The sequence below is a fragment of the Pigmentiphaga sp. MLSB6-MA01 genome (assembly GCF_058793475.1).
Genome location: NZ_JBXAFV010000012.1, coordinates 147,594 through 160,025, shown reverse-complemented (window position 1 = coordinate 160,025; position 12,432 = coordinate 147,594). Strand labels below are relative to the sequence as shown.

Genomic DNA, 12,432 nt, shown 5'->3' with positions numbered 1-12,432 from the left:
CCTCAGCCCGCCATGAGCGGCGGGTGTCCCGGCTCGGCATTCGGATTGTCGATGCGGGCAGGGTGGTGCCGGAGGGCGTGGATCTCCACGGCCCGCGTGTCGATGCGGGGTTCGAGAGCCTCGCCGGCGCAGGGCGGAGGGGGCATGGAGCACTCCATCATTGTCATCGGTGTTAATGATAATGATTTTTATTTAAAAATAAAACCAGGGAGGCCATGAAGCGGAAATCCGTGGGCGACTTCGCTACCCGGGGGCGGGCATGCCCCGCACGACATGCGCCACCGCGGAGACCAGGAAATCCAGGTCGGCCGGATCGATGGTGAAGGCCGGCGTCAGGTAGACAATGTTGCCGAAGGGGCGCACCCACACGCCGGCTTCGACCAGCCTGGCCCGCAACGCGTCGCGGTCGAACGGCCCGTCCAGTTCGATCGCGCCGATAGCGCCCAGCACGCGGACGTCGCGCACCCACGGCAGGTCGCGGCAGGGGGCCAGGCCGGTTTCCAGGGCGCGGGACAGCGCCGCCACCTGGGCCAGGCGAGGTTCCCGCTCGAACAGGTCCAGTGACGCGTTGGCGGCGGCGCAGGCCAGGGCGTTGCCCATGAACGTGGGGCCGTGCATGAGGGCGTGGCCGGGATCGTCGGACCAGAAGCCATCGAACACCCGCTGGCTGGCCACGGTGGCGGCGAGCGGCAGGGTGCCGCCGGTCAGGGCCTTGGACAGGGTGACGATGTCGGGCCGGGCATCGGCCTGTTCGAACGCGAACATCGTGCCGGTGCGGCCGAAGCCGGTGAAGATTTCGTCGTAGATCAGCAGCAGGCCGTGTCGGTCCGCCAGCCGGCGCAGGCGGGCCAGAACGGCGGGCGGATGCATCAGCATGCCGCCGGCGCCCTGGACCAGGGGCTCGACCAGGATCCCGGCAAGCTCGTGGGCGCGCCGGCGCAGCAGGGCATCGAGCTCGGCTTCGGATTCGTCGTCGCGCGGCAGCGGCGCGATCACGTGCGGGGTCAGGAGGCCGTGGAACAGGCTGTGCATGCCGTCCTCCGGATCGCAGACCGCCATCGTTCCGAATGTATCGCCGTGGTAGCCGCCGCGGAAGGCCAGGAAGCGCGAGCGCTGGCGTTCGCCGCGGTTGAGCCAGAACTGCACGGCCATCTTCATCGCCACCTCGACCGCCACCGAGCCCGAATCGGTGTAGAACACGCGGTCGAAGCCGGGGCCGAGCAGGGCGCACAGGCGCTGCGCGAGCCGCGCGGCGGGTTCGTGCGTCAGCCCGCCGAACATGACGTGGGGCACCGTGTCCAGTTGCTCGCGCAGGGCCTGGGCGATGACGGGATGGTTGTAGCCGTGGCAGGCTGTCCACCACGAGGCCACGCCGTCCACCAGGCTGCGGCCATCGGCCAATTCGATGCGGCTGCCGTGGGTGCGCACCACGGGCAGCGGCGGCGCGGCGGTCTTCATCTGCGCATAGGGCAGCCAGACGTGGCGGGCGCCGTCGGCGACCCAGGCGGGAGGGGATGTATTCATGATCGTCCTGCGCCGGCCCGGGCGCGAAGCCGGGCCGGTCGTTCCTCTACAATGACACGCATTCTACGGTGCGGGCGTCTTCGGGCGCATCGCCGGGCCATGTCCATATTCGATTCCCTGTTTGCCCAAGAGCTCGATCGCGCCGCGCGGCGCCAGACGCGGCGCCGCCTGCGCACCGCCGCCACGGCGCGCGGCGGGCACGTGATGTTCGAAGGGCGCGAAGCCCTCGATTTCTCCAGCAACGATTATCTCGGCCTGGCCGGCCATCCCGCGCTGGCCGAACGCGTGTCCGACTGGACCGCCCGCCATGGCGCGGGGGCGCGCGCCTCGCGCCTGGTGTCGGGCAACCTGGACCTGCACGAGGCGGTCGAGGCCAAGCTCGCCCGCTTCAAGGGGACCGAGGCGGCGCTGTTGTTCGCCTCGGGTTGGCAGGCCAATGCCGCCGTGCTGCCGGCTTTGCTGCGCGTGGCGGGCCAGGGCGAGCCCCTGGTGTTCTGCGACCGGCTGAACCATGCCAGCCTGCACCACGGCTGCCAGGCAGCCGGCGTGCGCCAGATACGCTTCCGGCACAACGACCTGGACCATCTCGACGCGCTGCTGGCCGAGCGCGCCGGCCAACCGGGCGTGCGCCTGATCGCGACCGAGAGCGTGTTCAGCATGGACGGCGACCGCGCCGACGTGGCCGCGCTGTGCCAGGTGGCCGAACGCCATGGCGCCTTCGTCTACCTGGACGAGGCCCATGCGACCGGCGTGCTGGGGCCGCGCGGCGCCGGGCTGGCCAGCCTGGGCGGGGGCCGGGTGGACCTGGCCATGGGCACCTTCAGCAAGGCCATGGGCAGCTTCGGCGCCTACGTGGCGGGTTCGCGGCAATTGTGCGACTACCTCGTGAATACCTGCTCGGGGTTCATCTACACCACGGCCTTGCCGCCGCCGGTACTGGCGGCCATCGACGCCGCGCTCGATCTCGTCCCCGGCATGGACGACGAGCGACGGCGGCTGGCGGGGCTGGGCGACGGGCTGCGGCGGGCGCTGGCGGACCAGGGACTGGAGACGGGGGCGTCGTCGACGCAGATCGTGCCCGCCATCGTGGGCGAGGCCGGCGCCGCGCTGGCCTTGAGCGACGGACTGCGCGAGCGCGGCCTGCTGGCGGTGGCGATCCGTCCACCCACGGTGCCGGCGGGCACCAGCCGGTTGCGGATCGCGCTCAGCGCCGCGCATGGCGAAGAGGACGTGGCCCGGCTGGCCGATGCCATAGCCGGGCTGCGTGGACAGGCCGCGGGCGAAGCAAGAGGCCGCGCATGACGGACGGCGCGCGCCTGCCGCTGGTACTGCTGCATGGCTGGGGATTCGATGCCTCGACCTGGGAGCCCATGCGCGCGCGCCTGGACGGCTGGGAGATCCACGCCGCCGATGCCGGCTATTTCGGCCGTGCGGTGGTGCCGGAGCGTCCCGCCGCTTATGTGGCGGTAGGGCATTCGCTGGGCGCCATGCGCTGCCTGGACGAGGGAGGCGGTTGCCGCGGCCTCGTCCTGATCAATGGGTTTGCCCGCTTCTCGGCCGCCGATGATTTCCCCGCGGGTGTGCCGGCCCGGGTCCTGGACCGCATGCTGGCCCGTCTGGCGGCCGATCCCGCCGCCGTGGTGAGCGAGTTCCGCCGGCGTTGCGGGGCCGATGACCCCATGGCCGCGGGTTCGCCGGACGGCCCGGCCCTGGTCGGTGGTTTGCGCGACCTGCGCGAAGGCGACGCGCGCCCGGCCTGGCGCGGACGGCGCGTGCCGGCCCGTATCCTGGCCGGAGAGGCCGATCCGGTCGTCACGCCGGCCCTCACTGTTTCCTCGTTCGGCGAGGAGGTCGCCTGGTGCGCCGGTGGCGGACACCTGTTGCCCTTGACGCATCCCGAGTGGTGCGCCGGCCAGATCCGGGCATTCGTGCGCGAACTGGCCGCGTCGCCGGGGCGGGCATGACGGAGCAGGTTCATGGGCGGCCCGTGGCCCGCCGATTCGGAGATGCGGCGGGACGCTACGAGCGCCAGGCGGGCTTGCAGCGGGACGTGGCCGAGGAGCTTGCCGTCCGCATCGCCCGGCTGCCCCTGCCGGCCCGCCCGCGCATCCTGGAGATAGGCTGCGGCACGGGATTCCTGGCCGAGGCCCTGGCGCGCCGGCTGGGGCCGGCATGCTGGACGCTGACCGACATCTCGCCCGCCATGCTGGAGACCGCGCGGCGACGGTTGGCGCTGCCCGGCACATGCCGTTTCCTGGCCATGGATGGCGAGCATCCCGACGCGGAGCTGGGCGAGTTCGACCTGATCTGTTCCAGCATGGCCGTGCAATGGTTCGGCGATCTGGATGCCGGACTGGCGCGGCTGGGCGGACTGCTGGCCGAAGGCGGCTGGATGGCCGTGGCCACGCTGGCCGACGGCACCTTCGCCGAGTGGCGGGCCGCGCATGCGCGACATGGCGTGGATGCCGCGGTCCGCCACTATCCCCGTCCCGGGGACATCGGCGCCGCGCTACCCGGCCTGCGCCGCATCATGCAGGCCGAGCGGCGGGTGGCGCCGCACCACGACGGCATGGCGTTCCTGCGCGGACTCAAGGCGATAGGCGCGGACGCGCCGGCGCCCGGCCGCCGGCCGCTGCCGGCCGCCATGCTCAAGCGGATACTGCGCAGTTTCGATACACAGGGGGCAAGCGTGACCTACCATCTGGCCTACGGCACCTGGAACAAGGGCGAGGCGCCGCGCGGCGTATTCGTGACGGGCACCGATACCGGCATCGGCAAGACGCTGGTGTCGGCCGTGCTGGCGTGCGCCTGGCAGGCCGACTACTGGAAGCCACTGCAAACCGGCGTGGCGACCGAACCCGACGACACGGGCACGGTGGCGCGTCTGGCCAACCTGCCGCCCGGACGCATCCATGCGCCCCACGCGGTGCTGCAGGCGCCATTGTCGCCCTGGGCGGCCGCGCGGGCGGAAGGGGCGAGGCTGGACGCGTCAGACATCGCGCTTCCCGCCACCCGTTCGCCGCTGGTGGTCGAGGGCGCCGGCGGGCTGCTGGTCCCCATCGACGACCGGGCGACCATGATCGACCTGATCGCTTGCCTGGGGCTGCCCGTGGTGCTGGTGGCGCGCAGCACATTGGGCACCCTCAATCACACCCTGCTGTCGCTGGAGGCGCTGCGCGCGCGCGGCATTCCGGTGGCGGGCGTGGTGATGAGCGGCGAGCCCTCGGCGGGCAACCGGCTGGGCATCGAGCACTTCGGCAAGGTCCGCGTGCTGGCCGAGATCCCGCAGTTGCCGGACGTGGACGCCGATGCGGTGGCGGAGCTGGCACGAGGGATCGAACCCCTGGACCGGATACTGGCGGCGGTGCGCCCCGGGCGTGCGTGAGGCCGGGGGTCAACGCCTGTCGGCATCCTGGCCGTACAGGCCGCGCACGTGCTTGCGCATGTGCTGCAGGTAGGCGCTGACCGCCTGCGGCAGGCGCCGGCGGCCCAGCACGCAGACGTCCACGCAGGTCTTGCCCAGGATGGGATGCGATAGCGGGATGCTGACCAGATCGCCCGAGTCCAGTTCATGATGGATGGACATGTGCGACAGGATGGTGATGCCGCCCTGGTTGCGCGCGTAGTTCCTCATCGCGGCGATGGAGTTGGTCACCATCGCGGGCGCCACCCGCATGCGCTCGCCCGCGCAGATGGAGTCGATCAGCCGGCGTATGCCGAAATCCGAGGCCGGCAGCGCGGTCCGGTGGTTCAACATCTCGCGCAGCGATATCGATTTGCGGCGCGCCAGTTCATGCGTGGGCGCCATCACGGCTTCCAGCGGCGCGGAAATGCGCAGCGCGCATTCGATGGCGTCGTGCGGCGTGGGGGTGAACGCGAGGCCGAGGTCGGCGTCGCCGCTGGTGACCGCGGCCAGCGTGGTCTCGGTGCCGGCCACGACGATTTCGAAGGTCACGCCGGGATAGCGCTGCTGGAATCCGGCCACGGTCTGGGTGACGAATTCGATCTGGCCTTCGGTGGAATACAGCTTCACGTGGCCGTTGCGCAGTCCCTTGAGCGCTTCGAGTTCGGCCAGCATGCGCCGCTGGCCGTGCAACACTTCTTCGGCGTAGTGCAGGCAGACCTCGCCCGCGGGCGTCAGCACGACGCCGCGGCTGGACCGGTCCAGCAGCTTGATGCCCAGCTCTCCTTCCAGGCGCTTGATGTGCTTGCTCAAGGCCGAAGGAGCGATGTCGAGCCGTTCCGATGCACGGCGTATGCCTTTGCATACCGCGACTTCGTAGAAGCTGGCCAGGTCAGCCGGGTTCATGCTTGTTCCCCATGTCGGTGCCGCGCACCGGCCTCGTGCGATCGATGTCCAAGGATGTAGCGTCGCATGCCCTGGTGGCGTGCGGGTGTTCTCGGATCGAGAACATGGTGTGCGTGCCCCTTGTCTTGTTGGGGGGAAGGGATCTCCCGATAATTTTCTTGCCGCCTAGCCGCCTCAAGGCAAGAACGCCCCCTCGGGGGCAGCGAAGCCGAAGGCGTAGCGTGGGGCATTTTTCTACTACCCGGCAAGGCTGATGCCCAGGCGGTACAGCAGCCGGCGGTTCAAGCGTTTCCCGCCAGTCATTATCGAGGTCCCTCATGTCCACAAGCAAGATTTTCATGTCCGACGCCGTCGCCAAACCCAAGGCGCCGCTTTCGCACGCGGTCGTCGCCGGAGACTTCGTATTCGTCTCGGGCACCACGCCCTTCGATGCCAATCGCGAGCTGGCGCCGAGCTTCTCCGAGCAGATGCACCAGGTGATGAAGAACCTCAAGCAGATCCTGGGCGAATGCGGCAGCTCGCTCGACAAGGTCGTCAAGTCCAACGTGATCCTGACCGATATCAGCCGTTTCAACGAAATGAACGAGATCTATCGAGGCTATTTCGAAGAAGGCAAGTTTCCCGCCCGCACCACGATCGAGGCGCCCCTGGCCATTGCCGGGATGATGCTGGAGATCGAAGTGGTCGCGACCCGCTAGGCAGGCGGGCGGCGCGCGGACGTCGCGCGCCGCCTGGTGCTTTTTCCCATTTTTCGCTCAAGGTATCGAACATGAAGATGTCGTTGAGTTCGTCGTTTTTCGCACGACGCGCCACCGGTGCCGTGCTTGTCTGCGCCGCCGTGGCCTGTGCGGCCACCGCCACGGCGGCCGACACGTATCCCAGCCGTCCCATCAAGATCATCGTGCCCTTCGCCGCGGGCGGCGGCAGCGACGTGACGGCGCGGCTGATCGGCAGGAAGCTGCAGGAAGCCTATGGCCAGGCCGTGGTGGTCGAGAACCAGCCTGGCGCCAGCACCCAGATCGCGACCCGCAACGTGATACGGGCCGCGCCCGATGGCTACACGCTGCTGCTGGCGACCACGTCGGTCGTCAACAACGCCCACCTGTACCCCAAGCTCGACTACGACGCCATGAAAGAACTGGTGCCGGTGGTGGGCATCGTCGACGTGCCGCCTTTCCTGGCCGTGGGCCCGGGCATCAAGGCGACCAACGTGAAGGACTTCATCGCCGAGATCAAGGCCAAGGCCGCCACCGACAAGGGCGTGACCTTCGGTTCGGCGGGGCCCGGCAGCACGCTGCACCTGGCTTCCGAGTGGCTGGTCAAGCAGCTCGGCATCAAGGCCGTGCACTCGCCCTACAAGGGCAGCGGCCCGGCGTCGGTGGCGCTGGCCCAGGGCGATATCGATTTCAGCTTCGACAACATCCCGCCCCTGCGGCCCATGGTGGATGCCGGCAAGGTGCGCCTGCTGATGGTGGGCGCGCGCAACCGCTTCCCGAGCACGCCGGCGCTGCCGACCCTGAAGGAATCGGGGCTGCCCGACGAGGAACTGTCGAGCTGGTTCATCCTGATGGCGCCGGCGCAGACCCCGCCCGCCGTGGTTGCGTCCATCAACAGCGAAGTGAACAAGATCCTGAAGAAATCCGACGTGCGCAGCTCGCTGATCGACCTGGGGCTTGCGCCCATGGACACCTCGGTGGACGATCTGAAAAAGCGCATGAGCAATGACTTCAACATGTGGGGCGGCATCATCAAGGATGCCAAGGTGACGCTGGAGTGAGCATGGGGGAAAGCAAGGTCGACGGTGGCTATGCCCATATCGGGCGGCCGCTGGCCCGGGTGGAGGATGCCCGCCACCTGGCGGGCGGGGGCGCCTTCGTGGCGGACATCCAGATGTCCGGATGCCTGGAAGTGGCGTTCTGCCGCAGCCCGGTGGCCCACGGCCGCCTGCGGGGCGTGACGCTGCCGCCGGAGTTTCCGGCGGGCACGTTCTGGAGCGCGGCCGACATCGCCGGCCTGGCCTTGCCCATTTATTGCGCGCTGCTGCGCCCGGAGTTCAACGGCGCGCCGTATCCGCTGCTGGCCGACGGCAAGGTGCGCTTCGCCGGCGAACCCGTGGTGCTGGCGCTGGGCGCGACCCGCGCCGAGGCCGAGGAACGCGCCGAGCAGGTGCAACTGGACATCGAGCCGCTGGCCGCGGTGGTCGATGCCTGGGACGAGATCGATCATCCGGGCGTGCCGCTGCACGATCACCTGGCGTCCAATCTGGTCATGCGCATCGGCCGAGCGCTGGGCGATGCGCAGGCCATCATCGACGATCCCGCCGCGCGCGGCCTGCGGCAGGTCACGCGCCGCCTGTCCATGGGCCGGGTGCTGGCCAGCCCGCTCGAATGCCGGGGCTGCCTGGCCTATCCCGATCCGGCCGGCGGCGTGATCGTGTACGTGTCCAGCCAGCGTCCCCACCTGATCCGCACCTTCCTGGCCGAGCAGATTCCCGGCCTGGCCGAGGCGGACATCCGCGTGGTCGTGCCGGACGTGGGCGGGGGCTTCGGCTCCAAGAGCAATCTCTACCCCGAGGAAGTGCTGGTGACCGCGCTGGCGTGGAAGCTGCGGCGGCCGGTGCGCTGGATCGAGGACCGCTACGAGCACTTCGTCGCCAGCAACCACAGCCGCCAGCATGAGCAGCGCATCACCGCCTATTTCGACGACACGGGCAGGATCCACGCGCTGGACGCGCTGGTGGTGGTGGATGCCGGGGCCTATTCGGCCAAGACCTCCACCGGGGCCATCGAGGCCAACATGGCCACCAACGTCATGCTGGGGCCCTACGACATCCGCAACTATCGCTTCGAGGCGGTCAGCATCCACACCAACAAGAGCCCGCTGGGGCCTTACCGGGGCGTGGGCCGGCCCGGCGGCTGTTTCGCGATGGAGCGCATCATCGAGGAAGTCGCCCGCGAACTGGGCGCCGACCCGCTGGACGTGCGCCGGGCCAACCTGATCGCGCCGGCGCAGATGCCCTACGTGTCGGCCACCGGCCTGGCCTACGACTCGGGCAACTATCGCGAGATCGTCGATGCCGCCGGGCGCTTCGTGGCCGAGAACTGGCCCGCCGCGCGGCAGGCCGATGATGGCGGCCGGGTGGGCGTGGGCTACGCGATGCTGGTCGAGCAGGCCGCGCACGGCGCCGAGGAATGGCGCCGCCGCGGCTCGCCGCTGATCTACGGCCACGAATCGGCGCGCGCCACGCTGAACATGGACGGCACGCTGGTCATCGAGGTCGGCACGCTGTCGCACGGACAGGGGCATTTCACCAGCCTGGCGCAGATCGCCGCCGAGATCACCACGCTGCCGATCTCGGCGATACGGATACGCCAGGGCGATACCTCGGCGGCGCCCTACGGCCTGGGCTCGGTCGCCTCGCGTTCCATCGTGATGGCGGGCGGGGCGGTGGCCATGGCCTGCCGCGACATCGTCGGCAAGGCGCGCGCCATCCACGCCGTGCTGCACGAGACGGACGAGGCGCGGGTCGAGGTGCGCGACGGAGCCTGCGTCTCGCCGCAAGGCACGACGTCCTTCGGCGACCTGGCCCGCGTCGCCTACGTGGGCGTGAGCAAGCTGCCGCGATCCATTTCTCCCGGTTTCTCGTTCCAGGCCGACTACCGGCCCAGCGTCGAGACCGGGACGTTCTCCTACACGCTGCATGCCGCGCGCGTGAGCGTGGATCCGGACACCGGCTTCGTCAGGATCCTGGACTACCTGGTGGTGGAAGACTGCGGCACCGTGGTCAATCCCCTGATCCTGGATGGCCAGATACGCGGCGGCGTCGCCCAAGGCATCGGCCAGGCCCTGTATGAAGAAATGATCTACGACAGCAACGGCCAGCCGCAGACCGTGACCTTCGGCGACTATGCCGTGCCCAGCGCGGTCGAGGTGCCGCCGATTTCCATCCTGCACTTCAGCACGCCGTCGCCCCATTCCGAATTCGGCATGAAGGGCATGGGGGAGGGAGGCGCCGTGGCCCCACCCGCGGCCATCGCCAATGCCGTGCGCGACGCGCTGGCGGACCTGGGCGTGGACGTGTGCCGCACGCCCATCACGCCCGACTACCTGCTGCGCCAGTTGCACGAAGCCGGGCAAGGAGGCGCGCGATGAAGCTGCCACCTTTCGCGCTGCACGTGCCGCGCACGCTGGACGAGGCGCTGGCGCTGCGCGCCGCCCTGGGCAGCGATGCCAAGGTCCTGGCCGGGGGGCAGAGCCTGCTGCCCATGATGCGCTATCGCATGCTGCGTCCCTATGCGCTGATCGACATCACCCGGGTGGCGTCGCTGGCGCGCCTGGATACCACGCCCGCCGTGCGTATGGGCGCGGCCGTCACCCATGCCGACATTGAACGGTGCGCGCAGGCCGGCGCGCTGTTCGACCTGCTGCGGGCGCATGCGGCGGAAATCGCCTTCCTGCCGGTGCGCGGCCGGGGCACCGTGGTCGGCAGCCTGGTCCACGCCGATCCGGCGGGCGACTGGCCGTTGCTGCTGACCGCGCTCGACGCCACGGTGGAGCTGGCCAGCCTGCGCGGGCGACGTGCCGTTGCCTTGCGCGATTTCATCCGCGGCGCCATGGACAGCGACGTGCAGGTGGACGAGATCGCGCTGGCGGTCACATTGCCCGAGGGGGCATCCGGCCTCGCCCGATGGGGCCGGTGCAAGCTCATGCACCGGGCCGGCGAATTCGCCTCGGCCAGCGCATTGGCGCTGCAAGGAGCGGACGGCCGGTGGGCATGCTGGCTGGGCGCGATCGACCCCGGACCGCTGGCGCTGCCGGCCACGGCGGGGAGGCTGGCCGCCGCCGGGGGCCAGCCTCCCGCCAGGCGCGACATCGCGGCCGCGGCCCTGGACGAGATCCTGGCCACCCGGCCGCACATCGATCCGCTGGCGGCATCCCGCCACGCGCAGGCGATGGCCCGGGCGGTCGAACAGGCATGGCAAGGAGCTTCTGCATGAACATCACATTGACCGTGAACGACCGCGAGACCGGACTCGAGGTCGAACCTTCCGCGGTACTGGCCGACGTCCTGCGCGAGCAGTGCCGGCAGACCTCCGTGCACCTGGGCTGTGAGCATGGCGTGTGCGGCGCCTGCAACGTCATCGTCGACGGCAAGGTGGTGCGTGCCTGCCTGACCCTGGCGGGTTCGGTGGACGGCTGCGCGGTGACGACGCTGGAAGGGCTGTGCGACGCCACGGCCGACCGGCTGCGCCGGGCCTTCAGCGAACACCACGCCCTGCAATGCGGCTTCTGCACGCCGGGCATGGTCGTGAGCGGATACGACATCGTGCGCCGCGGCCAGTTGAGCGACGAGACGTCGATCCGCCAGTGCCTGTCGGGCAACATCTGCCGTTGCACGGGCTATCACGGCATCGTCGCGGCCGTCGTCGAAGTCGCCAACGAAGAACGACCCATCACCGAGGTGCAAGCGTGAAATCCTCCAATCCCTACGGCATCGTCGGCGCGGCCATCGTGCCGCACGCGCCGCAGTTCCTGTCCCTGCCCGAAAGCGAGGACCTCGAACAGGTCGCCCGCGTGCGCCGGTCCCTGGAAGCGATCGGCGAACGGCTGCGGGCGCTCGAACCCGATTGCATCGTCATGGTGTCCAACGACCATGGCGATCACTTCGTCACCCACGGCGTGCCGCCGTTCTGCGTGCACGTGGCCGACGAGGCCGACGGCATGCACAAACACCGGGGCATGTGGGCCATCGACGGCGAAACCGGCTATGCCCTTGTCCCGGAAATGGAGCGGGCCGGCTTCGACCTGGCGTTCACGATGAACGCCAAGCTGCAGACGGCCTTCACCATTCCCTACGAGTTCATGGGCTTCGGGCGCGACGTGCCGCTGGTGGCCTTGTTCGTCAACGCCTATGTGCCGCCCCAGCCCGGCGGGCGCCGTTGCTACGCCTTCGGGGCCGCCTTGCAGACCGCCCTGCAGCGGCTGGGCAAGCGCGCGCTGCTGATCGCCAGCGGCGGCCTGTCCCACTACCCGGGCACGGTGCACTATCCGCACCCCGACCTGGAGACCGACCAGCGCATCTTCGCCGAAATCCAGGCCGGACATCTGACGCACCTGCTCAGCTACGACGACTGGGAGCTGGACCGCACCGGCAACGTCGAACTGCGCGCGCCGCTGATCCTGGCCGGGGCGCTGGGCGAGAACCGGCCGCCGTTCACGGCGCTGCTGGAGCCGTCCTGGCACCACATCTATGCCTCGGCCGGGTGGGACCTGACCGAGCCCGCGCCGGCGCGCGACCCGTTGCGCTATCCGGCCATGCCGCCGGAGAGGGCCCGGCTGGCCGAAGCGGTCCTGACCCTGCGCACGCGGGCCGAGGCGGCGGAACGTTTCCTGGACGACCCCGCCGCCTTCTGCCAGCCGTTTCTCCTGGCCGAGGACGAAAGCGAGGCGCTGCGCGCCATGCAATGGGAAGTCCTGCGCGACCGCTTTGGCATCCATGCCTTGCTGACCTCGGGCGCGGCCATGCAGATCGGCCTGGCCGCCAGGCGCCGCCAGGCCGGATAGAGATTCTTCGCTCCAACATTTTCTTCGGGTATCGG

Annotated in this window: 12 protein-coding genes; 9 read left to right on the top strand and 3 right to left on the bottom strand. The window is 69.8% G+C overall.

Features of this window, described 5'->3' with window-relative positions; genetic code table 11:
• Positions 1-2: 2 nt before the first annotated feature.
• Entirely contained in the window at positions 3-146 is a 144-nt protein-coding gene (locus AC1Q6E_RS19915; protein ID WP_492573385.1) for a hypothetical protein, read from the bottom strand.
• Positions 147-243: 97 nt separating this feature from the next.
• Positions 244-1,524 (bottom strand): adenosylmethionine--8-amino-7-oxononanoate transaminase, encoded by a 1,281-nt coding sequence (locus AC1Q6E_RS19910; protein ID WP_152797226.1) that lies wholly within the window; start codon positions 1,522-1,524, stop codon positions 244-246.
• A 99-nt stretch (positions 1,525-1,623) separates the two neighbouring features.
• Here AC1Q6E_RS19910 and bioF point away from each other — a divergent pair, with 99 nt between their 5' ends.
• From bioF to bioD, 3 genes are read left to right on the top strand one after another with little or no spacing between them, the layout of a single operon-like run.
• Positions 1,624-2,826 carry an 8-amino-7-oxononanoate synthase gene (gene bioF, locus AC1Q6E_RS19905; protein WP_152797224.1) on the top strand — a complete coding sequence of 401 codons (1,203 nt, stop codon included), beginning with the start codon at positions 1,624-1,626 and terminating at the stop codon, positions 2,824-2,826.
• The gene (locus tag AC1Q6E_RS19900; protein ID WP_152797222.1) at positions 2,823-3,488 is read left to right on the top strand and encodes an alpha/beta fold hydrolase; all 666 of its coding nucleotides are present in this window, start codon (positions 2,823-2,825) and stop codon (positions 3,486-3,488) included. Before bioF ends, AC1Q6E_RS19900 begins: the two co-directional genes overlap by 4 nt.
• Complete coding sequence (gene bioD, locus AC1Q6E_RS19895; RefSeq protein WP_152797220.1) at positions 3,485-4,909, top strand: dethiobiotin synthase; 1,425 nt, start codon at positions 3,485-3,487, stop codon at positions 4,907-4,909. The genes AC1Q6E_RS19900 and bioD overlap by 4 nt, the downstream gene beginning before the upstream one ends.
• A 9-nt stretch (positions 4,910-4,918) precedes the next feature.
• On the opposite strand, the gene AC1Q6E_RS19890 is transcribed toward bioD, so the two are convergent.
• Positions 4,919-5,833, bottom strand: coding sequence for a LysR family transcriptional regulator (locus AC1Q6E_RS19890; RefSeq protein ID WP_152797218.1), 915 nt, complete (start codon positions 5,831-5,833; stop codon positions 4,919-4,921).
• A gap of 317 nt (positions 5,834-6,150) precedes the next feature.
• Here AC1Q6E_RS19890 and AC1Q6E_RS19885 point away from each other — a divergent pair, with 317 nt between their 5' ends.
• The 6 genes from AC1Q6E_RS19885 (at position 6,151) to AC1Q6E_RS19860 (ending at position 12,397) form a co-directional block, all read left to right on the top strand.
• Positions 6,151-6,531 (top strand): RidA family protein, encoded by a 381-nt coding sequence (locus AC1Q6E_RS19885; protein ID WP_152797216.1) that lies wholly within the window; start codon positions 6,151-6,153, stop codon positions 6,529-6,531.
• Positions 6,532-6,602: 71 nt separating this feature from the next.
• Positions 6,603-7,610 (top strand): Bug family tripartite tricarboxylate transporter substrate binding protein, encoded by a 1,008-nt coding sequence (locus AC1Q6E_RS19880; protein ID WP_152797214.1) that lies wholly within the window; start codon positions 6,603-6,605, stop codon positions 7,608-7,610.
• A 2-nt stretch (positions 7,611-7,612) separates the two neighbouring features.
• Positions 7,613-9,985 (top strand): xanthine dehydrogenase family protein molybdopterin-binding subunit, encoded by a 2,373-nt coding sequence (locus AC1Q6E_RS19875; RefSeq protein ID WP_492573384.1) that lies wholly within the window; start codon positions 7,613-7,615, stop codon positions 9,983-9,985.
• Positions 9,982-10,830, top strand: coding sequence for an FAD binding domain-containing protein (locus tag AC1Q6E_RS19870; RefSeq protein WP_152797209.1), 849 nt, complete (start codon positions 9,982-9,984; stop codon positions 10,828-10,830). The genes AC1Q6E_RS19875 and AC1Q6E_RS19870 overlap by 4 nt, the downstream gene beginning before the upstream one ends.
• The gene (locus AC1Q6E_RS19865) at positions 10,827-11,306 is read left to right on the top strand and encodes a (2Fe-2S)-binding protein (protein ID WP_492573383.1); all 480 of its coding nucleotides are present in this window, start codon (positions 10,827-10,829) and stop codon (positions 11,304-11,306) included. The genes AC1Q6E_RS19870 and AC1Q6E_RS19865 overlap by 4 nt, the downstream gene beginning before the upstream one ends.
• The gene (locus tag AC1Q6E_RS19860; RefSeq protein WP_492573382.1) at positions 11,303-12,397 is read left to right on the top strand and encodes a DODA-type extradiol aromatic ring-opening family dioxygenase; all 1,095 of its coding nucleotides are present in this window, start codon (positions 11,303-11,305) and stop codon (positions 12,395-12,397) included. The genes AC1Q6E_RS19865 and AC1Q6E_RS19860 overlap by 4 nt, the downstream gene beginning before the upstream one ends.
• Positions 12,398-12,432: the final 35 nt, after the last annotated feature.